The sequence below is a fragment of the Candidatus Nealsonbacteria bacterium genome, from assembly GCA_011050465.1.
GTDB lineage: Bacteria > Patescibacteriota > Minisyncoccia > Minisyncoccales > RBG-13-36-15 > RBG-13-36-15.
Genome location: DRFQ01000009.1, coordinates 202,480 through 225,674, shown reverse-complemented (window position 1 = coordinate 225,674; position 23,195 = coordinate 202,480). Strand labels below are relative to the sequence as shown.

The following is a 23,195-nucleotide window of genomic DNA, read 5'->3' as shown; positions in this document are numbered from 1 at the left end:
CGTTTTCGACGGCTTACTGCACGGGGCAGGCAGTATCACAAAAAATATGACCTTAGCAGTGATTAAAACAGGAGGTAAGCAATATATTGTTTCCCCGGGAGATAAAATCAAAATTGAGAAATTAGAGGTTAAAGAAGGAAAAGAAACCACTTTCAATGAAGTTTTGTTATTGGAGAAAGGCAGAAAAATAGAGATTGGCACTCCATTTATAAAAGGAGCAAAAGTGACCGGGAAAGTTTTATCTCACGGCAAAAGGAAAAAAGTAATTATTTTTAAATATAAATCCAAGAAACGATATAAAAAGAAAAAAGGCCACAGACAGCCTTTTACCGAAGTAGAAATAACCAAGATTGTACTTAGCCAATAATGATTATTGGCTAATTTTATTTTCGCCCTTCTAAAGCGCTCTCAAGCGTTTCCTCGTCAGCATATTCTAATTCTCCTCCCACTGGTAGCCCCCGGCCAAGCCGGGTGATTTTTTTATTTAAAGGTTTAAGTTTTCTCTCAAGGTATAAGGCCGTAGCTTCTCCTTCCGTGGTTGGATTTATAGCTAAAATGATTTCCTGAAAATCAGCGTCTCGAAGGCCAAATTCTGCAGGATTTTTTATTCTTTCTATCAGTTTATTTATCTTTAATTTTTCAAAGTCTTTTTTCCTTAAACTGGAAATATTTCCGCCTAAAATAAAATAAAGACCTTTGTATTTTTTTATCTTTTCCAAAGAAGCTAAGTCGGATTCTTTCTCTACGACACATAGCAGGGATTTTTCTCGGGAAGGATTCCGGCAGATCAGGCAAAGATTTTTTCCTTCTTCATCCGCAGAAATTTTGCCCGGCAAAATTTGGACGGGCTCAAAAGGATTAAAACAAAAAGAACAGGATTTTATCCTTTTTTTAAGTTGAGAAATTAAAGAAACAAACTCTTCCACTTCTGTTTCTCCCATTCTTAACAAATAAAAAACAAAGCGGGTAGCTGTCCGTGGCCCTACGGTAGGAAATTTTGAGAACTGTTTAATAAGCTTTTGAATTAAAGGAGGATACATGTTCAGATAGCCCAAAGGGCTAGATGGACACCCCGCCCTCTAAGCACCAATTCTCTTTCTGAGGGCTCGCCAGGCACTTCCATAATGTTTTAATCTTCTTTCTCTTATCCTTGCTATTTTTTCTGACAGATAAGCTTCGTAATAAATTAACCGAGATTGATCTTTTCTTTGGTGTTGTTTAACCCTCTTTTTTAAATTATTAGTATAACCTATATAAAAATGACTGTTTCTTTTTCTTTGCAAGATATAAACATAATACATATAGCATAGAGGGCGGGGTTCTCGCTCGTTACGCTCGCTCGAATTATTCTTCGTAAGTTTTTTCCAAACTTCGGAAACTTACTTTTCCTTCGTCAAAATAAAGTTCAGCCTTACCAACGGGGCCATTGCGGTGTTTAGCCACAATAAGATCAGCAATATTTTTCTTCAAGGTTTCGGAACGATAGCGATCTTCACGATAGATAAATAAAACAACGTCGGCATCCTGCTCAATGGAACCCGATTCTCGTAAATCAGAAAGTCTGGGGATTTGGGGAGACCTTTGCTCCACCGCTCGAGATAGTTGAGAAATAGCCAAAACGGGGGTATTTAGTTCTCTGGCTAAAGCTTTCAATGAACGGGAGATTTCAGTCATTTGTTGAACCGGACTGGCAGCTATATTTCTGGGATCAATTAACTGAAGATAATCAATAATAAGTAATCCTAAACCCTTAGATGCCTGCAGCCTTCTTGCCATTGCCCTCATCTGTAAAATATTTGAAGTAGCAGCATCATCAATATAAATTGGAGCTTCAGATAACACTCCCAAGGCTTGTTGGATTCGTGAAAAGTCATTTTCTTCTCCTTCGCTGGAGAGCCGTCCTGTCCTCAATTTCCACAAATCAACATTGGCTTGAGCGGCAATCAACCTATCAACAACCTGATCTTTTGCCATTTCCAGAGAAAATATTCCCACCGGTACTCCTCCATCAACTGCTGCATGTCTGGCAAAGTCTAAAGAAATAGCAGATTTTCCCATTGTGGGCCTAGAAGCCAAAATAATAAGATCAGATTTTTGAAAACCAGAGATTAAATTATCCAACTTAGCAAAACCAGTTGGCAATCCTCTTATTCCTCCTTTTTGTTTGGATAATTTATCAATTCTTTCAAAGGCTTCTTCTAAAGTAGCTTTTACTGGCACAAAATCTTGGCTTAAATTTCTTTGGGCAACACTAAAAATTCTTTTTTCGGCTTTATCAAGCAATACGTCTATATCTTCTGTCTCGTCGAAACCTAAAAGTCCAATCTCATGGCTGGCATCAATTAAGTTTCTCAGTAGTTTTTTTCTCTGGACTATTTTAGCATAATTCAAAGCATGAGCAGCCGTCGGAACAGAGTTGATCAACTCTGTTAGATAGCTATTTCCTCCAACTACTTCTAGTTGGTCTTTTTCTTTAAGGCGGTTAGAGACCGAGAGTAAATCAATAGGTTCTCTTTTTTCGAAAAGATCGTTTATTGCCTGATAAATTCCCTGATGAACCGCCTGATAGAAATCACGGGCCTCTAAGAAGTCAGCTACTCTTAGGATGGCTGAATTATCCAGCATTAAAGAGCCCAAAATACATTTTTCAGCCTCAATGCTTTGAGGAGGGAGCTTATCTGGCAGCTTAAGGTTAGTGGTAGAATTTTGTTCCATTACATTTCTAATATAGCAGAGGTTAAAAACCGTGTCAAAGTTTTGACAAATTCTTTGATAACTTGTATAAAATTAATATCAAGAGGAAATAGCTATTTAACAAAAGAGGAGGGGAGATAATGGGAGAGACCGAATTTTCAGCTGAAGAGAAATATCAGTTTTATCAAAGACTGATGATGGCCATCTTTAGAATGATGCGTGATGCCCGTTTTCTAATTTGTTACCCTTATATTATCGAAGAAGAAGAGGAAGTATCTTTGGAAGAAGGAATGAAGAAGGTTTTCGAAACCCTGCCTGATTTTCCTTCTTGGCCAAAAGAAAAACAAATCCAATTATTAAATCTTAGATTTGGCCTGGAAGATGGGGAAGCACGGAGATTGGCCAAAGTTGCCAAGGAATTTGAAATAACTCGCGAAAGAATTCGCCAGGTTGAAGCTAGGATTCTTCGGGTGTTGCGTCATCCAAGCAGATCAAGGTTTCTCGTGAGATTTCTTCTTCCCACACCAGAACAAGAAGCAGAAAATCTCCGAAGATTCAAAGAACTGGAAGAGAAAAAAGAAGGATTAGAAACAACAATTCAAACACTAGGAGAGGAAATTAGAGATATAAGAGAGGAAAGGAAGAGACTGGAAATCTTCTTAAAAAGATTTAGTCTTACACTAAAAGATCTTGATCCAAGAACTAGAACAAGAACTAGAAGCGGACTTCGGGATGCCCTTCAGAGAGCGGCTTTACGCCGCCCCGGAACTACTCCAAGACTTGTAGTTATAGCCTACAACAGACTAGTGCAAAACGGAATTGACTCCCTTTCTCAGTTAAGAGCGATAATGGACTTTAATGAAGTGAACATTGCCGCAATCAGAAATCTCGGTCAAAAATCATTCTTGTTGATCAGCCAGGCCCTAGAAATGACAAAAGAAGAAACTAATTAACAATAAGGCGCCCCGCGTGGCGCCCTTTCATATTGTTTATAAGTTAAAGTTTATAGTTTTTTAACTTTTGGTCCCTTTTTAGTGTCTTTAAGCCAATAACCTTCTTTTTTTATTTTTTTTCTTATCTGGTCAGCTTTTTTATAATCTCCTCTTTTCCGATATTTTTCTCTTTCTTTGATTAATATCAAAATATTTTCAGGAACTTTTTCTTTTTTAGATTCCTTCCAAAAGATAAAGTCGAAAATTTTATCTATTTCTCTTAAAAATTTTAAAATATCTTGGGCATCTGCAAAAGTTAATCTTTCTTTGTCCAGGAGATAGTTTCCTTGAGTGATGAGGCGGAAAAGTGAGGCTAAGGCAACCGGAGTGTTAAAATCATCATTCATTGCTTTTTCGAATTCTTTCTGAGCCTGCAAAGCTGAATTTTTAGCCGGTCGTTTTCTACCTCTTAATCTCTTTAGTTTGTCTAAAAATTCATCAATTCTTTCTATCCCTTTTTGGGCCTGCCTCAATGCCTTTTCATTAAAGTCCTGGGGAGATCGATAATGGCTGCTAATTATAAATAGGCGAAGAACTCTAGTGGGCCAATTTTCGAGAGCTTTTTCAATAGTAATGTAATTTTTCAGAGATTTTGCCATTTTTTGACCCTTGATAGTCAATAAACCAGAATGCAGCCAATATTTAACAAAAGGTTTTTTTGAAATTAAAGACTCTGATTGGGCAATTTCGTTTTCATGGTGAGGGAAAATTAAGTCTTTAGCTCCCCCGTGAATATCAATCTGTCTTCCTAAATATTTCTGAGACATTACAGAACACTCAATATGCCAGCCTGGCCGGCCTTTTCCCCAGGGACTTGACCAGCCTGGTTCTTTAGAGGATGATGCTTTCCAAAGGGCAAAGTCCGAAGCTTCTTCCCTCTCATATTTATCGGTTTCTACCCTGGTTCCTGCCAAAGTTTTCTTCAATTTAATCCCCGAAAGTTTGCCATAATCTTTGAATTTTGAAACATCGAAATAAACAGAATTTTTCTCTTTATAAGCGCACCCTTTCTCGATAAGCTTTGTAATGAATTTAATTATTTCTTTAATATGTTTTGTTACTCTGGGATAATGATTTGCTTCTTTGATCCCGAGAAGGCGCATATCTTTCAAAAATAATTTTGTATATTCTTCAGATAAATTTAAAAAGGGGACTTTTAATCTTTTCGATTCTTTTATTACATCATCGTGAACATCAGTAATATTCATTATGAATTTCACTTTATATCCCTTATGCTCCAAATATCTTCTAATCACATCAAAGGCAATATAAGTCCTAGCATGGCCAATGTGTCCGGGACCATAGACCGTAGGACCACAAATGTACATTCCTATTTGAAGCGATCCACTTGGTTTAAAAGCCTCTTTTTTTCGAGATAGGGTATTATAGAATTTCAGCATATTAATCTATTTTATCATGCTTTGATTTTTTTGGAAATTCGTGATAAAATAATTGAACATGAAGAAAATTGATATTTTAGCAGCTTTAATTATCGGTGAGGCATCGGCCTTATTGGCTTTGGTTATCTTCAAAAACATTCGCTTGGAAATACCTTTTTTCTGGTCTTTAATAATTATTCTGCCAATCTTGACGTTATTCGGGCTTTGGATAGCTTCTTTAATCGGCAAGAAATTTCTCATTTTATGGCAGGCAGCAAAATTCGCTTTGGTGGGCATTCTGAATACTCTTGTAGATTTAGGAGTTCTAAATGTTTTGAGCTTAATATTAGGAATTACCACAGGTTTTGGTTTTAGTGTTTTAAAAGGGATTTCTTTCATTGTTGCTGTAACTAATAGTTATTTTTGGAATAAATTTTGGACTTTTAGAAAAAAAGAATCAACTGAACCAAAGAAAGAATTTACCCAGTTTTTTATTGTTAGCTTAATAGGGTTTGGGATAAATGTTGGAGTAGCTTCTTTGGTTGTGATTGTAATAGGCCCGCAATTCGGTTTATCAGAAAAGATTTGGCTGAATATTGGCGCAATAACGGCTGCTTTCTTTGGTATGGCCTGGAATTTCCTCGGTTACAAATTTATCGTTTTTAAATAATATGGGTTTGGTTCTTTATCGCAAATACAGGCCAAAAAGCTTTTCTGACATTATTGGCCAGGAACATATTGTTCAAACCTTAACTAATGCTATTTCTGCTGGGATGATATCCCATGCTTATTTATTTTCCGGTCCCCGCGGCAGTGGAAAGACCACCATGGCGAGACTTTTTGCCAAAGCGATTAATTGCGAGAATAGGAAGCCTGCCCGCCATGATGGAGGCGGGAACTTTGAGCCTTGTAATCAATGTTCAACCTGTTCAGAAATTAATCAAGGAAAATTAATTGATTTAATCGAAGTTGATGCGGCCTCCCACCGGGGAATTGATGAGATAAGAGAATTAAGAGAAAGTACACGATTTGTCCCGGCAAAAGCAAAATATAAGGTATATATAATTGATGAAAGTCATCAGATTACAAAGGATGCAGCTAACGCTCTTTTGAAAACATTAGAAGAACCTCCGGGTCATGTTATTTTTATTCTGGCAACAACCGAAATCCATAAAATGATTCCAACGATTCTTTCTCGTTGTCAAAGATTTGACTTTAGAAGATTAACCTTGCCGGAGATATTGAAAAGATTAGAAATAATTTCTAAAAAAGAAAACGTGAAGATTGAAAAAGAAGCATTGGAAATAATTGCTTTAAATTCAGGAGGTTCTTTAAGAGACGCAGAAAGTTTGCTGGATCAGTTAATTACTTTCTCTGGTCAAACAAAAGAAATTAAAAAAAACGACATTAAAGAGCTTTTGGGTATTGTTGATATTGCTTTAATCAGCCAATTTTTAGATTTCATCTCAAAGAAACAACCCCCCCGGGCCCTCCAGTTTCTACAGGAAAAAATAGAGCAAGGATTGGACATTCAAGAGTTCACCAAACAGTTTATCAATTACTTAAGGCAGGGATTGATCTTGAAGATTAATCCTGATTTGTCCAATCCAATAATTTCCGGCCTGTCTTCGGAGGAGAAATCGAAACTCCAGGCTCAAATAGCAAATTTTAAAGAACGGGATATTCAGAATATTTTAAATCTTTTTCTGGAAGCTGAAAATAAAATAAAGTATTCGTCAATACCGCAATTACCTCTGGAATTGGCAGTTATTGATGCCTGTAGTGTTGTTTAAACGGTGCGGGGTCGTCTAAAGGTAGGACAGCGGCCTTTGAAGCCGTCAATCTTGGTTCGAGTCCAAGCCCCGCAGCAGTCTTGTGCTCGGTATCGGTCGACCGAGACGGGTCATTAACATTAAATCGTTATATAATCATGGCTAAAGAACAAAAAAAATATAGTAAACTAGATAAAAAAACTAAGGAAACTACCTATGGTAATCCACAGTTTCCTTATTGTACGGTTCCTAAGTCGCTACGGAAATTTCTTGAAATGATTCCAGGAAAACCAAAACCACCCAAAATTAATGGTGGGACCCTAAAGGTATGGGGGCTCAGAAACGCAAACGACCAATCAATTTTACGCGTTCTTAAAAAACTTGATCTTTTATCGGCTGCAGGTGAACCGACTACTCACTATACGGAATTTATGAAAAAAGAGACTGGTGCTTCTGTACTTGGCGAACGAATTAAAGTCGTTTACGAGACCCTCTTTCAGAATGTGAAGAATCCAGAGAAGGCAGCAACTGAGGAACTGACAAGCTTTTTTAATATCAATTCTGGTGGCGGAGAAAAGACAATTCGCTTTCAAGTTGATACCTTTAAAGCGTTAGCTGATCACGCCACGTTTGATGGTGTCAGTCAATCGGGACAATCAAGCGCTCCCACCGTAGGCGATAATGGTGTAAGTAAGTCTACAAATGAACCAGTTTTAAGAATTGATCTACACATTCATTTACCAGAAAACAAAAGCAAGGCCGATTACGATGCAATTATAGAGAGTATCGCAAATCGTCTTTATAAGATTAATGGTGAATAAAAACATAAAACAACAAGCGGAGATTTGCGCAAGTTTAGCAGAATTCCGGCCTCACCTCGAGGAAAAATTAAAGACAGAATTATCTTATATAGATATTGTGTCTGCTTTAGAGCAGTTTACGGAATGTGTCCGGTATTTAAATACTCGGCGTTCTACTGGTGCAAAATTAAATCTTGAAGGGGAAAATGATGTTCAAGACGCGATCTATCTAATGTTACGTCCTTGGGTAACTGACTTGATTTATGAGAATCCAACAGAAAAAGTAGGTAACAGATTTGCTATTAAAGATTTTCTTTCAAAATCTGCCAAAACAGTTATTGAGGCAAAGTTTATTCGCGATAAGGTACATGGAAAACAAATATCGAAAGAACTTCATGATGATATTGAAGTATACCGTCACCATCAGCATTGTGAGCATCTAGTATTTTTTATCTACGATCCAGATTCTTCAATCCCTGATGTCGTCGCCCTTCGTGAAGAAATAGTTAGCGATAGGATTTATAGTGGTCGGCCACTCTACTGTCATTTAATCGTTCGACCATAAAAACATACTTCATAAAGCACTAACATCTTTTTAATTTAAAAATATTCCGACCGAAACACATCAATGAAATAGAACAATTGTTTTATAAAGAATATGGCAGAAGAAACTACAACTGAAGAGAATATAATAAGTAAACATAATTTCTATTTTGAGACTCCTTTGTATGAAGAAGTGGTTTTAGCGCAACTCGAACAAAATACATTCAATGGTGACGTAGACGCGTATAGTGCCAAGAATAGTTCGGAAACTACATACAATATAAATATGGATGAAATTGATACTTGGGATATATGGGCTAGTGATATCCGTGAACATGTAAACATTGGATTTTATCTAATAACTCTCACTTGCAAGAGAAAATCAGAAGATATTCTGAGATTCATTGTTTATAAAAATAGAGAAATCATTTTTAAGGTTGGGCAATACCCGTCGCTTGCGGATTTACAGTTCTCCGAGATTGGTAAGAAATACGACAAAGTACTTCTAACCGAAGACTTAAAGAATCTGAAAAAAGCAATTGGTTTGGTTGCACACGGTGCTGGTGCGGGGTCTTTTGTGTATTTACGTAAGATCTTCGAAAACCTCATTTTCGAGACGTATACAAAAAATGCAGTCTCTATCGGAGTTGCTGAAGCTGATTTTAAACAACAAAGGATGATGGATAAAGTGGAAACACTTAAAGCATTTTTACCAAGTCAACTTGTGGAGATGAAAAGTATTTATTCAATTTTAAGCAAAGGTGTTCATGAGTTGACCGAGGAAGAATGTTTGAGATATTTTGCACCAATTAAATTATCAATAGAGCTCATACTTGATCAGAAAATTGAGACACTTCAAAGGCAGGAAAAAGACATAAAGGTTAAGAAACAGTTGCAAGATATCCAACAAGAGCTCGCGTAAGATAGAAAAATTCTAATAAAAAAAAGATTACCCCCCGACCGAGACGCGTCAATGAGACACGCCTCAAACCCCCTAATTTCCCTTCAAAACACAGGTTCTAGACCGAGGATGCCAGTATTGAAAACAGAACACCCTTTATGGGTGTTACTGGTTTGAATTAATGCGTAGGGGATTGGATGAGAACCGCACAGAGGGGGTCGGGGAGATTGGGTATCTCCCCGTGTAGGAAAACAGGCTTCTGCCGTTGAGGCAGAAACGTTTGGGGTCCCCGAAATTCTAGCGAAGCGAATTTGGGGTAATACTTAGAACCCGTGGGTGTCTAAAGCGCAGCGAAGCGAGCAGTGAGATTCCAAGCCCCGCAGCCCTTCTTCACTTCATTCATCAGGGCCTTTGGCACTATAAATAATATTGAAGAAGGCACTGAGGCCGTTCGGCTCTGAGAGCCTCAGGCTCGAAGAGAGGAACGACGAAGTGACAAATAGTATGGTATTTTACGTTTACATCCTTGAATGTTCCGATTATTCTTTCTATGTCGGTTGTACTAATAGCTTAGAAAAACGTGTAAAACAGCATAACGAATCGAAATGGGGAGCTCATTACACTAAGATTCACAGACCAGTTGTTTTAAGATATTCAGAAGAATTTGAAACATTAAAAGAGGCTATGCATCGAGAGTCTGAAATTAAGGGATGGAGAAGAGAAAAGAAATTAAATCTTATTAAGTTCGGCAAACCAACCCTTCGGTAAACTCAGGGTTGTCCTGAGTTAAATCGAAGGACAATTATTTTAATCGAGCGAGCAGTGAGACTCCAAGCCCGGTATAAATCAATCGCCAACCTGTCCGCCTATGGAGGAGAAGGCGGTTTTTCATTGACGAATAACTAAGGATGTAATAGGGTTAAGTATCAAATAGTTCTTATACAACTCGGGAGGTGAAGAATATGACGGAGATAGTCGATAGCTCGAAAGAAAGAGCGAAATTCTATATAAGGATATATGTTATCTTGGCGGCCGTTTTCTTGTTTTTTCTTGTCATGGCAATTTTGATGGTAACTGGCACAACGGAAACAAGAAACCTTACTGCCTCTTATGGGATTCTTGCGATATCATCTTTTATGACTTTGTTCTCTCTGTGGCGAATGACAATATATCTTCGTGTTCTTCTTGAAAAAGAGAAAGAAAGTTAATTTTGATATAGTTCTTTATCATTCATAGCCTCAGGCACCAGCTAGAGGCTCTTTTGTTTTGCGGGCTTGACAAAACGGAAATGTGGGTGTATAATAAAGGTAAAAGGAGGGCAGCATAATGCATTGGCTCATTTTAGGCTACGCGGTTATCGCGGCCATATACTTCTCCGTTGCCATGGGGTACATTTCGGCCGTAGGGCTGAAATTAGAGGATGGTTCAACACCTTCGAGATGGCACTGGATTATCCTTGCCGTGGCAGGAGCGATATGCGCCGCTGTCTGGCCAATCAGTCTCTACTTGGGACTGTCTCAGGAGTCCACTAAATCGTAGCCATCATTAAGGGCTTCGGCCCAAGCCACCCGATGAAAAGAGCACAAACACTCTTCAACTACGGTGGCTCTTTTCTTTTTAAACAGCCAATAATTCCCTAGAAATGAGACACCAGAATATACCCTTAAATAGTGTCTCATTCGTCTCATCCCGGCCCTCTATGCTGTATGTTTATCTATTTGCTTAGAGGGCGGGACACCCCGACCGAGACGTCGTTCTTCACCTTTAAGGGAGGGTGATTTTTTGGTAGAGTAAAATTATAAAATATGACACAAAAAGAAGCATTAGATATATTAAAATTAGGGTATAATGTTTATCTAACGGGTCAGGCTGGAAGCGGCAAGACTTTTTTATTGAACAAATATATTTCGTATCTTAAAAAAAATAAAGTAAAGGTAGCTGTAACAGCATCAACTGGAATAGCCGCAACACATATGGATGGGGTTACCATTCATTCATGGTCTGGGCTAGGCATTAAAGAAAAACTAACAGACAGCAATATACGAAATTTATTGAAGAGGAGCTATTTGCAAAAGAGATTCCGGAATACTAATATTATTATTATTGATGAAATATCTATGCTTCATTCTTTCCAGTTTGATCTTATAAATAATATATGTCAGGCATTTAAAAATAATTTGACACCATTCGGAAACATGCAAATAATCTGTTCGGGGGATTTTTTTCAATTACCCCCTGTGCAGAAAGGCGGAGGTGATGGGGCAAAATTTGTTACAGAGTCCGAGGTGTGGCGAAATATGGACATGAAAGTCTGTTATCTACAAGAACAGCACCGACATGTAGATCCAAGACTATCAAAAATACTATTTGACATAAGGAACAATAAAATAAGAGATGAATCATTTCAGTTATTGTCGGGTAGAGAAAACAAAGAACTATCATCTGTCATTAAACCGACCAAGCTATATACTCATAATATAGACGTTGATGCCATAAATCATCTTCAGTTAGATAAAATAGAAGGAAAAGAGTTTGTATATGATATGCATTTGAAAGGAGAGCCTAAACTTGTAGAGTTATTGAAAAGAAACTGTTTGGCGTCTGAGGAACTAACGCTTAAGAAAGGCGCTAAGGTTATGTTTTTGAAAAATAATGTTGACAAAGGGTATGTTAACGGCACACTTGGCAAGGTAGTTGGGTTTGATAATAATGAATATCCTATAGTGAAAATATTTTCCGGTAAAAAAATCATCGCTACCCATGCGAGTTGGACAATCAAAGAGGACGATGTGGTAAAAGCTGAAATTAGTCAAATACCTCTTCGGCTTGCCTGGGCGATTACCGTTCATAAAAGCCAAGGGATGACCCTAGATGCTGCCGAAATTGATCTTAGTAAAGCATTCGAAAGAGGAATGGGATATGTCGCTCTATCAAGAGTAAAAACATTAGATAGTCTAAAACTTATAGGTTTTAATGAAACAGCGCTAGAGGTAAACCCAAAGGTCATTGATCTAGAAATAAATTTGATTCGACAATCAGAAGAAGCACAGCAACATATTAAAACATTGAGTATTTTTAGGAAAAGGAGACTACAAAAAGAATTTATACAGAAATGTTGATAGTTGGCTACAAATTTCTGAAATAGCGAAATATCCCTTCAGGCATCAGTAGGATAAGCTAAAAATGAGACACCAAAATATACCCTTAAATAGTGTCCCATTTGTCTCATCCCGGTCCTCTATGCTGTATGTTTATCTATTTGCTTAGAGGGCGGGACACCCCGACCGAGACGCGTTATTTACGAATTTTAAAATCGTCTAAAAGGCGATTTTTTTAATATCCATGAATTCAATCCTCAAGTGTTGCATTTCGGGGTTGAATATAGGTAGCAGCGGATCAACAAAATTCCTAGGCAGTGGTATAATAAAATTACTATAAGCCACACTTTTATCAATATTTTTGAAGATTCAGAAAAACAATTGGAATGATGAAGAAAACTCCACAATTTAAAATCAGTTTGAAAAAACTATTTCTTCCGTTGCTGCTTTTTATGATTTTCTTCATATTGACTGGTTTTGCCTGGTATAAAACAAAAGAAATTTTGAATCTGGAAAAGGAGGAGAAATTTATTGCGATAGTTACAGAGACCCATATCCATATTCAAGAAAGTATTGATAAATATATAAATATACTGTATGGCATGCGCGGTCTTTTTGCAGCAAGCCAGAAAGTTGACCGCAATGATTTTCGTGCCTACGTAAACTCTTTGTCGATTGAGGAAAAATTCCCGGGAATCCAGGCGCTTGAATTTATCGCTCGAGTGCCCCTAGAAGATAAAGAGACCTTCATGCAAGATGTGCGGGATGATATAGAAGGTATGATATCCGAAGGCTATCCTGATTTTATCATTTATCCTGAAGGAGAGCGCGAAGAGTACTTTGTAGTTACATACATTGAGCCTTTCAAGGGAAACGAGGAGGCTTTTGGTTTTGATCTTTTTTCAAATCCAGCGAGGAAAATGGCTCTTGAAGAAGCGAGAGACACAAATACTCCTGTTACTACAGCGCCTATCCGATTAGTGCAGGAAAAAGAAGAGCAGGCAGGATTTCTTATATTCCTTCCATTGTATGAAGAGGGCATATCTATAAAAACAGTCCAAGAAAGGAGAGAAGCGCTTAATGGTTTTGTGCTTGCTGTGTTTCGGGCTAGTGATTTTTTTGAATCGCTTTTGAGCGTATTTCCAGAATCCCAAAACTTGCACGTTGAAGCGGTGGATGAATCAGGGTCGATACTTTTTGTTCGTAAAGATTTTGAACATAAGGTTGTGCCGGAATTTAATGCGGAGCGAATAATTAATGTCGGGGGCAGGGATTGGAAGCTTTCTTTTCATGACCTTCCGAGCTTTGCCACTTTGATTGGCACTGAAAAATATACACCGCTTGCGGTTGCCGTAGGAGGAGTTTCTTTCAGCGTCTTGTTGTTCTTTGTTTTGTATTCTTTTACCCGAACACAAGTACGAGCTGAAAGGATTGCTGATCGCCTTACTAAAGATTTGAAGAAATTTCAGCTGGCCGTAGAACATGCTTCCGACCATATTATTATCACCGATATCGACGGTTTTATTTTATATGCTAACAAGGCAGCTGAGAAAATAACTGGTTATTCAAAGAAAGAAATGATTGGTCAAAGGCCGTCTTTGTGGGGGAAGCGGATGAAGCCGGAATTTTATAAGAAAATGTGGAATACTCTTAAGGTTAAAAAGGAGCATTTTATCGATCAGCTTAGTAATAAAAGAAAAAATGGAGAGATATATGATGCTGAAACGCATATTGCTCCGGTGCTTGATCAAGAAAACAATGTAATGTTTTTTGTCGGCATTGAGAGGGATATTACCAAGGAAAAAGAAATTGATCGCGCCAAAACTGAGTTTGTTTCATTGGCTTCCCATCAACTAAAAACTCCTTCTGCGCAGATAAAAGGGTTTATTGATAATATGCTTAGTGGTCTTACTGGTCCTTTGAACAAAAAGCAAAAAGAGTATTTAAACGATATGTTTGCTATTGCTGACAGAAACTCAAAACTTATTGATGATCTTCTTAATGTCTCGCGCCTTGAACGAGGAATGCTGACAGCTGATATAAAAAATGTACAAATCAGGAAAATACTTGAGATTGCTTTGTCTCCTCTTATGAAAATGGCGAAAGAAAAAGGCGTTACAATTAAAAAAGAGTATCCCGAGGAAAATTTTTATATTTTGGCAGATTTTGACAAATCAGTAGAGATTATTAGGAATATAATACATAATGCGATTGGATTTACTAAGCCGTCCAGCTCTGTTACAATAAGCTTGCATAAGGATCGAAAAGATGTTGTGATGTCAGTTCAGGATGAAGGTGAGGGTATAACACCAGAGAATCAAAAAACGCTCTTTGCCAAAGAGAAGGTTTTAGGCGGGAAAGTGAAAGCTGCCGGTGCGGGTTTAGGACTCTACCTTGCAAAACAGTTCATCGATCTTCAGGGTGGAAAAATAAACTTTGATACAAAGCCTGGGGAAGGAACTACATTTTATATTTATTTCAAGAAAAAATGATTAAAAAAATAAAGAAAAGAATACTCCTTATTGACGACGATTCTTTTATAAGAAAGATGTATAAGGAGAGACTTTTGGCAGATGGCTTTATAGTTGATGAAGCGGAGAATGGGAGAGACGGTTTGGAAAAAGTTAATTCTGGAGACTATGATTTTGTTCTGCTTGATGTGGTGATGCCTGACATGACTGGAGTCGAGGTTTTAAAAAAAATAAGAGCCAACAATAAGCTAGATACTTTACAAGTTATTATTTTGAGCGCATTAGGGCAAGAATTAGACATTAAAGAGGCTCTAAACGCTGGCGCCAAAGAGTACATAGTTAAAGATAAAACAACGCCACGAGAATTGGTTGAGAGGTTAAGAAATTTAATAAACACTTGATAACTGAATTGCAAAGTTATGCATAAAGAAACATATGAATAAAAAGGACAAGGGGACCATTTTAATTATTGAAGACGAAGCAGGATTCCGGCGTATTTATCGAGACGTTCTTGAAAATGATGGGTACGAGGTTTTAGAAGCTGAAGATGGGGAGAGTGGATGGCAGTTAGTAAAATCAAAAAGACCAGACCTGGTTTTATTGGATTTGATTTTGCCGAAACTGCATGGATTTGAAGTCTTAAAAAATATTCGTGCTGACGCAGCAATAAAGGATATCCCTGTTATTATTTTTTCAGTATTGGGAGGACAAAAAAATATTCAAAAAGGTCTCGAATTAGGGGCAAACGATTATACGGTAAAGGGCTTTTATTCACCGCGAGAAATATTAAGCAAGATCCATGCGTTATTAACAAAAGTGGATATTACAAAAAATATTAATTCTTACAAGCTTGAGGTAAAAGAAGGTAGAGCGGATGCGGCAAAATTACAACAGGATATTGATTTTTCAAAAGGGTTTCGATGTTCTCATTGTAAAACAAAAATGGCTTTAGAGCTGATTCCTGACTATACGCGCACTAATGGCCATTGGTTTGTAGCACATTTTGTATGCCCAAAGTGTAAAAGAGCATTCTAATGGTTTTCCTCAGGGGGAATCGAAGAGTTCTTTGACAGAAATTCTTGAGCACGATTTCACATTTCGTGAAGCATCACGGTTAAATTGAAGGATTTACCAAAAATATTAGGTAGGGGATAATAATTCTTGAGATTGTAATAAAGTTAATTGAGGATAGAGGATAAGTTCCACCCAATTTGTTGTTCTCCTTCTTCGTCCCGCCTTGCGGGACTTCGGACGGACAAGGAAAATCGTCCACCCCAGTACCATATGATACGGTGTAGGTACGAACCGGCTAGTTCTGTACCACGACTCCCAGTTATGAAAAGAAATCGCCAAGAAGGCGATTTTTAAGAAATATTAAGTAGCAGGGTATAGAACGCCCGAAATGAGACACCAAAATATACCCTTAAATAGTGTCTCATTTGTCTCATCCCGGCCCTCTATGCTGTATGTTTATCTATTTGCTTAGAGGGCGGGACACCCTGACCGAGACGCGTCAATGAGACACGCCTCAAACCTCCGAATTTCCTCTTAAATTGTGGGTTCTAGACCGAGGATGCCAGCAAAGTATAACACCCTACTTAGTAGTAGGGGTTTTTGTTTTGACAACAATTCTAATCTAAGTTAAATTAACTACGGATGGGGTTGGGAGGTGAAAGAAAGGAGGGCCACACCCCCAATTATCTATTTGCCAATCAACCTCATCCTCTAATATAGCCCTTTCCCAACTTGGAGGTGGAAATGATACGAGAAAGAAGAAAGCCGTTTCCGTTTATTGCATTTATACTCTTTCTTTTGACAATTATCTTGGCAACAGCTAATCTTGCCCTCAATCTTGATTTTTCGAATTTCGCTTTAATAGGAATCTTATATATAGTAGTGATTATCTGCTGGATAGAAACTCGAAGACAAGATATAACATTTTCTTTTGGGATGATAGCGTTTGGTATCACTGCCATTCAAATACTCTCGTATCTAAAATAAACCTTCATTATCTTTTTTCAGCCTCAGGCACTAGCCAGAGGCCTTTTTGTTTCTAAATAAATATTTGTTTTTTAGCCCTTTTTGGAGCTTTTTTACTTGACAAATAAATTAATTTATATAAAATTAACTTAGTTCATTTAGTCATTAAGGGAGGTGCATAAATGCTGGATAGCGTGAAACCTGCGATACCCGAACTGCCGAAAAACAGAGCAGAATTGAACGATTTGTTGAAAAAAGATTTTACCATTCTAAACGAAAGCGCAGCAGTTGATGCTTATACTGGCGGCGAATATCATCCTGGCGGTGTAGCCTTAAGTATCTTACAGAGGCAATGCCCTTATTGCCAGTTTGTATTTACTGCAAGCCGTAGAGAGGGTTGCTTTTCAAGCAATATTATCCCCCACGATTGTCCGAACTGCCATTTTCCAGGCAATGTTCTTAATGCCATCCTCGCACCAATAAAAGAATAAAAAAGAAACAACCGTTAAGCCCTTCGGGGCTTTTTTGTTTTTAACCTACTAAACAGGTTCTAATCTCATCCGCTAGATGACCCTAGTATTAAAAATCGCCAAGAAGGCGGTTTTTTTGATAAGGGTTGATTTTTTATCAAATCTGATTAAACTAAAGATAGTCCTAGTGTACAAAAAAGGAGGGTAAAAATGGAGTTCTTTGCAGTAACAACTACATCTGTCTATTTGGTGAAAGACGAAAAAGATGAAGAAGGTATCCCTATCATTGAGAAAATCGTATTAAGAGGGGAAAGTAAGATTTCTGTCGGACAAAGACTTAAGAATGGTAGATATGTGGGCATTACTCCTTGTGGAATTATCCTATATGATGAAGATCATCCAAGAGGAATTGAAAGGTCACCCCAAAAACCAGAAGAGGTAAATATTGCGTTTTATGGAGGAAAGACCACTCCGATAATTGCTCTTTTTTTAAGTAAAGATAAAGCTACGACCTGTCTTGATTCAGAGGATTTAGAACCAAGCGATTCCAGATGGGAAAACGAAACCAGGGAAGTGTTGAATTCTATCGGGAATAATCACCCCGTGTTAATTATTTCTTACTGGAGTCCAGACTTATCACAATTCCATTTCCCAGAGAATTAAAAGAAGGAGGAAGAATGATGGCATCTCTCAAAAAACGCCAAAAAGAGATATTAGCAGCTCTAAAAGAATTAGGCGGAACAGCCACAACAAGACAAATTGCAAAAAGGACAGGGCTACACGTTAATGGAGTCGCCCAATCATTAGGAGCTCTCTGCCAAGTTTACTGCCTTGAAAGACGAGGTGGTGAAACTAAATGGAAATTAGAAGATACCGAGTAGATTTCCAAGAAGAAAGGGTGAAAGAATGAAGGCAAGAGAACTCGCTGAAAACGCTTGGTTTAAATGGCCACCTGACTGGAGAGTATTTCAAAGGTTACCAGGGCCAATTAATATTATTGAGGAAAAGGAATGTATCCCCGTTAGGCCGCTCCAGCCGACCGCTAATATGCGAGGAGGCTATATACCAGTAGATGACACAGTAACTCTTTTCAAGGATAAATCAATAAGGCTTGCATAACCCAGACATCAATAACCTAAGCGGTGCGATAAATATCACACCGCCTTTTGTTTTTGTAGTAGGGTATACCCAAAATGAGACACCAAAATATACCCCCAAGTAATGTCCCATTTGTCTCATCCCGGTAGTAAAGCAGAGCTTACTACGGGACAGGTTTTAGCTTAAAATAGCCCCGACTTGTTCCTCCGTAGCTTTAGCGAAGGAGGATTTATCCGTCCGTAATCTTGGCGAAGGGGGACCGAGCCGCCTCATGCCCGAGGTATGTGACCTCGGGATTTTTGTTTTGCAGAGAGGGAGGTATAATGAAATAAAGAAAAAAAGGTCGTATTTATATTTAATAATTTAATCTCGGAAAATATGAATAAAGAATTAAATCCATTGGCACTAGGATATGCAGCAGCGATCATTTCTGCATTAATTATGTTATTACTGGGAATACTTGGCAATTTAGGAATGTATACCGGAGCTGTCGAAATGATGCAACAGTGGCACATTTTTTTCTCGTTAAGTATAGGTGGAATAATCGCCGGCATAATTGAAGCAGCCGTTATTAGCTTCATCTTGATCTACAAATTCGGCTGGTTATATAACAAATTAACCGGAAAGTTAGGAAAAACTGAATAGAAGTTTTGATTGAAGTATTGATTTGATAGTTTTATATTTAAAAGAGAAGCAAGATAATATGGGAAATCATATCGCTGGGCTGTTTTGATTTAAAAAATAGTGAGTAGCAGGGTGGGGAAAAAATAGTAAAATATGAATGGTCTCACAATGAGCCAACCTTGGGCAGAGTTGCTTGTCTCCGGGAAGAAAAAGATTGAGGTAAGAACAAAGAATACCAATCACAGAGGTTGGTTTTATATTTACGTTGCTAAAAAAGATACTAAAGAGAATGTGATTAAAAAATTTGGGTTTCGGAGCCTCCACCCAACAGTTTTAAAAATTTATAAAGAATGTTAAATTATAATTAAAAGGTCGATAATTAGATAATTAAGAAAGGAGATGAAAAAATATGAAATGTGCAAAATGTAATAGTCCTGCCGAGAACTGGAAGTGTGCAATCTGCGGTGAGGATGCGGATCAGCATGATTCCGGCCATACGCATGGTGATCCACCATCTGACCGTCATTGTATGCCTAAGTGTGCTGGATGTGGGCAAGCGGAAGTATTGTGTACATGTGTTAGTGAGTAGGTGGCTAAAGTGGACTCTCTCGATTTCGCTTAGAACTTTTGCTTAACGCAAAAGGAACGTGAAGCGATTCAGTGGGCTTTGTCGTTTGGGTAAGTTACCCAAGATCAAGCTCGAATTACGTTCCACCGCCAAGCTAAGCTAAAAAATCGCTAAGCCCGCCCAAGTTCGCCTCTGCGGCGAATTTAGGTGGGCAAGAAGGCGGTTTTTTTGGTAAGATGAATTATATGAAAAACGTTGAAGTTGAAATCCAAGTTATAATTAAAAACCCAGAAAAGATTGAAAAGAGATTAAATGAAGTAGGGAAATTTGTTAAGTCTCGCAAACAAATTGATAAATACTTTGTGCCGCCACAGAGAGATTTTTTTGCTAAAAATATGCCAGACGAATATTTAAGGGTAAGATATGAAGAAGGCAGAAATCATCTAAATTATTCTTTTTTGCATTTTAGTGAGGACGGTTGGTTAAGGTCAACAGATGAATACGAAACCTTTGTTGATAAACCAGAAATTGCTGAGGAAATTTTTAAGAAAATTGGATTGATTCTTAAAGTTACTGTTAAAAAGACACGAAAATACTTTGATTGTGGTGATTTTGAGGTAACCTTGGACGAGATTGAAGATTTGGGTGATTTTATGGAAGTTGAAGCAAAAAAGGATTTTGGTGGTGTAGACAAAACAAGAAAAGCCTGTTCTGATTTTCTGAATAACTTGAATGTTGAATACGAGATTCAGAAGGAAATGGGCTACCCAAGAATGTTATACAAAAAATTAAACAGAGCTTAAGTCTGAAATACAAACATATCTATCTAATCTCTGAAGCACGGTTCTAGCATCCTTTACGATGGCCAGCCACCTTGAGCGCGGCCTACCCTGAGTTGACCGACCTATCAGTAGTACCCCGTCTTCATCGTTTCTGTGGAGCGGCAGTAGCCCAAATTGCGTTGGCGAAAAATATTAATCAAGGCGGTGTGACATAAAGCCAAACCGCCTTTTTGTTTCTAAATTGATACACCGAATTGCCTTTACGAAAATTACACTCTATCATATAATAAAAATGAGTTTTTAATTATTAACTAATAGAAAATGGCTAAACAGAAAGTTTTATTTCTAATCATCTTTATTGTTTTAAGTTTAATTGTTTTTCAGATTCCTATTTCCGGGATTATCGGTTCAGACCAAAACTTTACTCTTTTTGAACTTATTGCTCCTCTTGGTGGAATGTTTTTGGGACCGTTTTTTGGTGCCCTCTCAGCTTTTATCGTCAGAGGGGCAAATATAATTATTACTCAGCAAACTTTAGATTTCTTGACTGTTATGCGTTTTCTGCCGATGATGCTGGCGGCCGTTTACTTTGGAATGAAAGGAAAAAAGATGGCTATAATTTTTCCTATTTGCATTATTTTATTTTTAGTTCATCCTATTGGCCAACAAGCCTGGCTTTTTCCTCTTATTTGGCTAATTCCTTTAGCTGCTACATTTGGAAAGAAAAGGTTAATTTTAAATAGCTTGGGTGCTACTTTTACTGCCCACGCTGTCGGTTCAACAATTTTTCTCTACGCTTTTGGCTTGACCCCTCAGATTTGGTTGGCCTTAATTCCTGTAGTTTTTATTGAGCGTGGTTTCTTTACCATAGGCATTTGGGCAAGTTATTTGGTGATGAATACCGTGTTGGACAAACTAACTGCGATTAAAGGAGTTCATATTTTAAGACCCCTGGTTAACAAAAATTATCTTATTTCTCCAAGATTCTTTAAATCTCACGCTTAAAATCTGTCTATTCTTTGTCTTTAGATACGGCCTTTTTATGGTAAAATAAAAAGGCCTTGATTTTTAATAAAAGCTATTAATCCTTATGTTCGTTAAATCAATCAAAACCAGGCCATTTATGCCCCCTAAAGATGATTTATTTTCTCTTATCAAGGAAAGTTTTTCAGATTTAAATTTAAAAGAAAAATCAATAATAGTTTTAGCTTCCAAAATCGTTTCTATCTGGCAAGGGCAATGCCTGAAGATTGATTCAATTAAAAACAAAGATGACTTAATTAAAAAAGAAGCTGATTTGTATCTTGATAGAGACAAAGTGCCCAAAGGTTATGTGATGTTGACAATGAAAGATAATGTCTTAATCCCGACAGCAGGCATTGATGAAAGTAATGGCAACGGATATTTTATTTTATGGCCAAAGAAACCATTTCAGGCAGCAAAACAAATTTATAGTTTTATTAAAGAAAATTATCATTTAAATAATTTCGGAATAATTATCGCTGATAGTCATTGCACCCCCTCAAGGTGCGGAACTACGGGAATCTCAATAGCCTATTATGGTTTTTTTCCCGTAAAAGACTATCGGGGAACTAAAGATATATTCGGCAGAGAAATGGAAGTTTCTCAATCTAATATAGCCGATTCTTTAGCTGCCTCAGCTGTTTTTATTATGGGAGAAGGTAACGAACAAACTCCAATTGCGATTATAGAAGATATTAATTTTATAAGATTTGAAGAATTTAACCCCACAGATTCTAATCCGTTAGACATAGATAGAGACGATGATATTTACGCTCCCTTGCTTAAAGCAATTCAATGGCAAAAAGGAGATAATCTCTAAAAAATTATAACTCATAGTCCATCGCCCACGGGTTGTCATCTCGGCTTGCCTTTTTTAATAAAGCCCATTAAAGTATAAGATACAAAGGAGGCGGCACCTTGTCAATTCAATAGAGATTGAGTAAGAGAGGAGGTTACGACATGAGAATACTGATGGGAATAACCGATTCCGAGCAAAAACATTATTACTCTTTAGGACTGGCCACACGACATAGGGTAGAAATTAGGCATTCACCCGAAGAAATAATTGAAATGCTTCCTCCTCCTGAAATAAGGGAACTCTGGGTCTATGACGCTATTGTTCTGGAAGCGTCTCTTGTTTCTCAATCTCCAGATTTGATAGCGAAAATCAGAGAAAGAACCCCAGAAGAAGAAGTATCTTTCAATACGCCAATTGTAGTATTCTTCACCCATGATGATCCTGAGCAAGCGAAAGAGTTAATAGAAAAAGTAGATGGGATGGTTCATTTTCCTTCCCATTCATCAGATATTCTGGTACGTGTAGAGTCTTTAACTAGCCTGGTCCGTTAGAAATAGCCACGCACGGAGGAGAAAGGAAATGACGCCATACGATCATACTGAGAAATTACGGGTAGAAGTATCTTTTCCAAGAAAAGATGATTATGGTGCATAGCAACGCTTTATTTTGCTTATGACTCTGACGGTAACTATCTCGGAGGTAACACTTGGTCAGAGAAATGGTAGTTTTTTAGAATCAAAGAGCGGGGGCAAATTGCACTCCGCCTTTTTGTTTCTAAAGAGAGTTAATTTTACCTGAATTTGTTGAAGAGCCTCTGACTTGACTTTTAATATGAGAATTATAGGATTACTCATAGAATCCTTAACAATCAGTTAGGAGGGAAAAGATGAGCAACCACTTCTTTGATGGTTGGGGAAAACACCTGGAAAAAGAGCTAGGTGTAAGACAAGAAGAAATAGATGTTTTGGGAGTCCTGGAAGATTCACCAAGAGATATGTCTAAACCGCCCCGTGATGGGAACCAGAACACGATGACACTTTCTACTTCTAAAGGACCAATCACTCAGACTGTTACCGATGAATGGCGAGAAGCAATCTTGGACGGCAAGGTCACAAAGATCATAATTGCCATTAAAGAAGCAATCGCAAGCGTTAGGTATGATTACGCAGAACGATAGCTTATTGGATACTCATTGACAAAG

29 protein-coding genes and 1 tRNA gene are annotated in these 23,195 nt (G+C 37.7%); 25 read left to right on the top strand and 5 right to left on the bottom strand.

Annotated features, from left to right (window positions below; all coding sequences use genetic code 11):
- Positions 1 to 46 precede the first annotated feature (46 nt).
- Positions 47 to 367 (top strand): 50S ribosomal protein L21, encoded by a 321-nt coding sequence (rplU, locus tag ENH66_03080; GenBank protein HDZ54662.1) that lies wholly within the window; start codon positions 47 to 49, stop codon positions 365 to 367.
- 16 nt (positions 368 to 383) lie between these two features.
- Here rplU and recR read toward each other — a convergent pair whose 3' ends face one another.
- From recR to dnaB, 3 genes are read right to left on the bottom strand one after another with little or no spacing between them, the layout of a single operon-like run.
- Positions 384 to 1,040, bottom strand: coding sequence for a recombination protein RecR (recR, locus tag ENH66_03075; GenBank protein HDZ54661.1), 657 nt, complete (start codon positions 1,038 to 1,040; stop codon positions 384 to 386).
- Positions 1,041 to 1,079: 39 nt separating this feature from the next.
- Positions 1,080 to 1,301 (bottom strand): GIY-YIG nuclease family protein, encoded by a 222-nt coding sequence (locus ENH66_03070; GenBank protein ID HDZ54660.1) that lies wholly within the window; start codon positions 1,299 to 1,301, stop codon positions 1,080 to 1,082.
- A gap of 43 nt (positions 1,302 to 1,344) precedes the next feature.
- Entirely contained in the window at positions 1,345 to 2,715 is a 1,371-nt protein-coding gene (gene dnaB, locus ENH66_03065) for a replicative DNA helicase (GenBank protein HDZ54659.1), read from the bottom strand.
- 119 nt (positions 2,716 to 2,834) lie between these two features.
- On the opposite strand from dnaB, the gene ENH66_03060 reads away from it, so the two are divergent.
- Positions 2,835 to 3,647 (top strand): hypothetical protein, encoded by an 813-nt coding sequence (locus tag ENH66_03060; protein ID HDZ54658.1) that lies wholly within the window; start codon positions 2,835 to 2,837, stop codon positions 3,645 to 3,647.
- Between the two features lie 50 nt (positions 3,648 to 3,697).
- Here ENH66_03060 and ENH66_03055 read toward each other — a convergent pair whose 3' ends face one another.
- The gene (locus ENH66_03055; GenBank protein ID HDZ54657.1) at positions 3,698 to 5,086 is read right to left on the bottom strand and encodes a cysteine--tRNA ligase; all 1,389 of its coding nucleotides are present in this window, start codon (positions 5,084 to 5,086) and stop codon (positions 3,698 to 3,700) included.
- A gap of 58 nt (positions 5,087 to 5,144) precedes the next feature.
- On the opposite strand from ENH66_03055, the gene ENH66_03050 reads away from it, so the two are divergent.
- The 12 genes from ENH66_03050 to ENH66_02995 all read left to right on the top strand — a co-directional run bounded on the left by ENH66_03050 (position 5,145) and on the right by ENH66_02995 (position 15,685).
- Positions 5,145 to 5,735: a GtrA family protein gene (locus ENH66_03050; GenBank protein HDZ54656.1), complete on the top strand. Its 591-nt coding sequence runs from the start codon at positions 5,145 to 5,147 to the stop codon at positions 5,733 to 5,735.
- A gap of 1 nt (position 5,736) precedes the next feature.
- Positions 5,737 to 6,858, top strand: coding sequence for a DNA polymerase III subunit gamma/tau (gene dnaX, locus ENH66_03045; GenBank protein ID HDZ54655.1), 1,122 nt, complete (start codon positions 5,737 to 5,739; stop codon positions 6,856 to 6,858).
- Between the two features lie 4 nt (positions 6,859 to 6,862).
- A tRNA-Gln gene (locus ENH66_03040) sits at positions 6,863 to 6,933 on the top strand.
- Between the two features lie 62 nt (positions 6,934 to 6,995).
- Entirely contained in the window at positions 6,996 to 7,658 is a 663-nt protein-coding gene (locus ENH66_03035; protein HDZ54654.1) for a hypothetical protein, read from the top strand.
- Positions 7,648 to 8,202 (top strand): hypothetical protein, encoded by a 555-nt coding sequence (locus tag ENH66_03030; protein HDZ54653.1) that lies wholly within the window; start codon positions 7,648 to 7,650, stop codon positions 8,200 to 8,202. Before ENH66_03035 ends, ENH66_03030 begins: the two co-directional genes overlap by 11 nt.
- 93 nt (positions 8,203 to 8,295) lie before the next feature.
- Positions 8,296 to 9,102, top strand: a complete 807-nt coding sequence (locus ENH66_03025) for a hypothetical protein (protein ID HDZ54652.1) — start codon at positions 8,296 to 8,298, stop codon at positions 9,100 to 9,102.
- Between the two features lie 483 nt (positions 9,103 to 9,585).
- Positions 9,586 to 9,849 (top strand): GIY-YIG nuclease family protein, encoded by a 264-nt coding sequence (locus ENH66_03020; GenBank protein HDZ54651.1) that lies wholly within the window; start codon positions 9,586 to 9,588, stop codon positions 9,847 to 9,849.
- A 194-nt stretch (positions 9,850 to 10,043) separates the two neighbouring features.
- Positions 10,044 to 10,289, top strand: a complete 246-nt coding sequence (locus tag ENH66_03015) for a hypothetical protein (protein HDZ54650.1) — start codon at positions 10,044 to 10,046, stop codon at positions 10,287 to 10,289.
- A 597-nt stretch (positions 10,290 to 10,886) separates the two neighbouring features.
- On the top strand, positions 10,887 to 12,200 hold the full coding sequence (locus ENH66_03010) for a helicase (GenBank protein ID HDZ54649.1): 1,314 nt from the start codon (positions 10,887 to 10,889) through the stop codon (positions 12,198 to 12,200).
- A 365-nt stretch (positions 12,201 to 12,565) separates the two neighbouring features.
- Entirely contained in the window at positions 12,566 to 14,671 is a 2,106-nt protein-coding gene (locus ENH66_03005) for a PAS domain S-box protein (protein HDZ54648.1), read from the top strand.
- Positions 14,668 to 15,051 (top strand): response regulator, encoded by a 384-nt coding sequence (locus tag ENH66_03000; GenBank protein ID HDZ54647.1) that lies wholly within the window; start codon positions 14,668 to 14,670, stop codon positions 15,049 to 15,051. Before ENH66_03005 ends, ENH66_03000 begins: the two co-directional genes overlap by 4 nt.
- A 34-nt stretch (positions 15,052 to 15,085) precedes the next feature.
- Positions 15,086 to 15,685: a response regulator gene (locus tag ENH66_02995; protein HDZ54646.1), complete on the top strand. Its 600-nt coding sequence runs from the start codon at positions 15,086 to 15,088 to the stop codon at positions 15,683 to 15,685.
- Between the two features lie 683 nt (positions 15,686 to 16,368).
- Here ENH66_02995 and ENH66_02990 read toward each other — a convergent pair.
- Complete coding sequence (locus ENH66_02990; GenBank protein ID HDZ54645.1) at positions 16,369 to 16,626, bottom strand: hypothetical protein; 258 nt, start codon at positions 16,624 to 16,626, stop codon at positions 16,369 to 16,371.
- A gap of 186 nt (positions 16,627 to 16,812) precedes the next feature.
- Between ENH66_02990 and ENH66_02985 the strand changes: the two genes are divergently transcribed.
- The 11 genes from ENH66_02985 to ENH66_02935 all read left to right on the top strand — a co-directional run bounded on the left by ENH66_02985 (position 16,813) and on the right by ENH66_02935 (position 23,171).
- Positions 16,813 to 17,121: a hypothetical protein gene (locus tag ENH66_02985; protein ID HDZ54644.1), complete on the top strand. Its 309-nt coding sequence runs from the start codon at positions 16,813 to 16,815 to the stop codon at positions 17,119 to 17,121.
- A 189-nt stretch (positions 17,122 to 17,310) separates the two neighbouring features.
- Complete coding sequence (locus ENH66_02980) at positions 17,311 to 17,763, top strand: hypothetical protein (GenBank protein HDZ54643.1); 453 nt, start codon at positions 17,311 to 17,313, stop codon at positions 17,761 to 17,763.
- 14 nt (positions 17,764 to 17,777) lie between these two features.
- Complete coding sequence (locus tag ENH66_02975; GenBank protein ID HDZ54642.1) at positions 17,778 to 17,981, top strand: hypothetical protein; 204 nt, start codon at positions 17,778 to 17,780, stop codon at positions 17,979 to 17,981.
- Positions 17,982 to 18,006: 25 nt separating this feature from the next.
- Entirely contained in the window at positions 18,007 to 18,219 is a 213-nt protein-coding gene (locus ENH66_02970) for a hypothetical protein (GenBank protein ID HDZ54641.1), read from the top strand.
- Between the two features lie 420 nt (positions 18,220 to 18,639).
- Positions 18,640 to 18,843, top strand: coding sequence for a hypothetical protein (locus tag ENH66_02965; GenBank protein HDZ54640.1), 204 nt, complete (start codon positions 18,640 to 18,642; stop codon positions 18,841 to 18,843).
- A gap of 132 nt (positions 18,844 to 18,975) precedes the next feature.
- Positions 18,976 to 19,179 carry an ASCH domain-containing protein gene (locus ENH66_02960; protein HDZ54639.1) on the top strand — a complete coding sequence of 68 codons (204 nt, stop codon included), beginning with the start codon at positions 18,976 to 18,978 and terminating at the stop codon, positions 19,177 to 19,179.
- 447 nt (positions 19,180 to 19,626) lie between these two features.
- On the top strand, positions 19,627 to 20,193 hold the full coding sequence (cyaB, locus tag ENH66_02955) for a class IV adenylate cyclase (GenBank protein ID HDZ54638.1): 567 nt from the start codon (positions 19,627 to 19,629) through the stop codon (positions 20,191 to 20,193).
- A gap of 300 nt (positions 20,194 to 20,493) precedes the next feature.
- Positions 20,494 to 21,177 (top strand): hypothetical protein, encoded by a 684-nt coding sequence (locus ENH66_02950; protein HDZ54637.1) that lies wholly within the window; start codon positions 20,494 to 20,496, stop codon positions 21,175 to 21,177.
- Positions 21,178 to 21,262: 85 nt separating this feature from the next.
- The gene (locus tag ENH66_02945) at positions 21,263 to 22,015 is read left to right on the top strand and encodes a putative folate metabolism gamma-glutamate ligase (protein ID HDZ54636.1); all 753 of its coding nucleotides are present in this window, start codon (positions 21,263 to 21,265) and stop codon (positions 22,013 to 22,015) included.
- A 140-nt stretch (positions 22,016 to 22,155) separates the two neighbouring features.
- Positions 22,156 to 22,545, top strand: a complete 390-nt coding sequence (locus ENH66_02940) for a hypothetical protein (protein HDZ54635.1) — start codon at positions 22,156 to 22,158, stop codon at positions 22,543 to 22,545.
- 335 nt (positions 22,546 to 22,880) lie between these two features.
- Positions 22,881 to 23,171: a hypothetical protein gene (locus ENH66_02935; protein HDZ54634.1), complete on the top strand. Its 291-nt coding sequence runs from the start codon at positions 22,881 to 22,883 to the stop codon at positions 23,169 to 23,171.
- Positions 23,172 to 23,195: the final 24 nt, after the last annotated feature.

Bases quoted from the DNA above. Each gene is read 5' to 3' on its own strand.
- ENH66_02960 (HDZ54639.1), top strand. From the start codon at position 18,976: ATGAATGGTCTCACAATGAGCCAACCTTGGGCAGAGTTGCTTGTCTCC.
- ENH66_03050 (HDZ54656.1), top strand. From the start codon at position 5,145: ATGAAGAAAATTGATATTTTAGCAGCTTTAATTATCGGTGAGGCATCG.
- ENH66_02965 (HDZ54640.1), top strand. From the start codon at position 18,640: ATGTTATTACTGGGAATACTTGGCAATTTAGGAATGTATACCGGAGCT.
- ENH66_02980 (HDZ54643.1), top strand. From the start codon at position 17,311: ATGGAGTTCTTTGCAGTAACAACTACATCTGTCTATTTGGTGAAAGAC.
- ENH66_03060 (HDZ54658.1), top strand. From the start codon at position 2,835: ATGGGAGAGACCGAATTTTCAGCTGAAGAGAAATATCAGTTTTATCAA.
- ENH66_03005 (HDZ54648.1), top strand. From the start codon at position 12,566: ATGATGAAGAAAACTCCACAATTTAAAATCAGTTTGAAAAAACTATTT.
- ENH66_02975 (HDZ54642.1), top strand. From the start codon at position 17,778: ATGATGGCATCTCTCAAAAAACGCCAAAAAGAGATATTAGCAGCTCTA.
- dnaX (HDZ54655.1), top strand. From the start codon at position 5,737: ATGGGTTTGGTTCTTTATCGCAAATACAGGCCAAAAAGCTTTTCTGAC.
- ENH66_02940 (HDZ54635.1), top strand. From the start codon at position 22,156: ATGAGAATACTGATGGGAATAACCGATTCCGAGCAAAAACATTATTAC.
- rplU (HDZ54662.1), top strand. From the start codon at position 47: ATGACCTTAGCAGTGATTAAAACAGGAGGTAAGCAATATATTGTTTCC.
- ENH66_02935 (HDZ54634.1), top strand. From the start codon at position 22,881: ATGAGCAACCACTTCTTTGATGGTTGGGGAAAACACCTGGAAAAAGAG.
- ENH66_03055 (HDZ54657.1), bottom strand. From the start codon at position 5,086: ATGCTGAAATTCTATAATACCCTATCTCGAAAAAAAGAGGCTTTTAAA.
- recR (HDZ54661.1), bottom strand. From the start codon at position 1,040: ATGTATCCTCCTTTAATTCAAAAGCTTATTAAACAGTTCTCAAAATTT.
- cyaB (HDZ54638.1), top strand. From the start codon at position 19,627: ATGAATTATATGAAAAACGTTGAAGTTGAAATCCAAGTTATAATTAAA.
- ENH66_03025 (HDZ54652.1), top strand. From the start codon at position 8,296: ATGGCAGAAGAAACTACAACTGAAGAGAATATAATAAGTAAACATAAT.
- ENH66_03020 (HDZ54651.1), top strand. From the start codon at position 9,586: ATGGTATTTTACGTTTACATCCTTGAATGTTCCGATTATTCTTTCTAT.
- ENH66_03015 (HDZ54650.1), top strand. From the start codon at position 10,044: ATGACGGAGATAGTCGATAGCTCGAAAGAAAGAGCGAAATTCTATATA.
- ENH66_02970 (HDZ54641.1), top strand. From the start codon at position 18,007: ATGAAGGCAAGAGAACTCGCTGAAAACGCTTGGTTTAAATGGCCACCT.
- ENH66_02950 (HDZ54637.1), top strand. From the start codon at position 20,494: ATGGCTAAACAGAAAGTTTTATTTCTAATCATCTTTATTGTTTTAAGT.
- dnaB (HDZ54659.1), bottom strand. From the start codon at position 2,715: ATGGAACAAAATTCTACCACTAACCTTAAGCTGCCAGATAAGCTCCCT.
- ENH66_02945 (HDZ54636.1), top strand. From the start codon at position 21,263: ATGTTCGTTAAATCAATCAAAACCAGGCCATTTATGCCCCCTAAAGAT.
- ENH66_03010 (HDZ54649.1), top strand. From the start codon at position 10,887: ATGACACAAAAAGAAGCATTAGATATATTAAAATTAGGGTATAATGTT.
- ENH66_02985 (HDZ54644.1), top strand. From the start codon at position 16,813: ATGCTGGATAGCGTGAAACCTGCGATACCCGAACTGCCGAAAAACAGA.
- ENH66_02990 (HDZ54645.1), bottom strand. From the start codon at position 16,626: ATGGCAGTGATACCAAACGCTATCATCCCAAAAGAAAATGTTATATCT.
- ENH66_03070 (HDZ54660.1), bottom strand. From the start codon at position 1,301: ATGTATTATGTTTATATCTTGCAAAGAAAAAGAAACAGTCATTTTTAT.
- ENH66_02995 (HDZ54646.1), top strand. From the start codon at position 15,086: ATGAATAAAAAGGACAAGGGGACCATTTTAATTATTGAAGACGAAGCA.
- ENH66_03035 (HDZ54654.1), top strand. From the start codon at position 6,996: ATGGCTAAAGAACAAAAAAAATATAGTAAACTAGATAAAAAAACTAAG.
- ENH66_03000 (HDZ54647.1), top strand. From the start codon at position 14,668: ATGATTAAAAAAATAAAGAAAAGAATACTCCTTATTGACGACGATTCT.
- ENH66_03030 (HDZ54653.1), top strand. From the start codon at position 7,648: ATGGTGAATAAAAACATAAAACAACAAGCGGAGATTTGCGCAAGTTTA.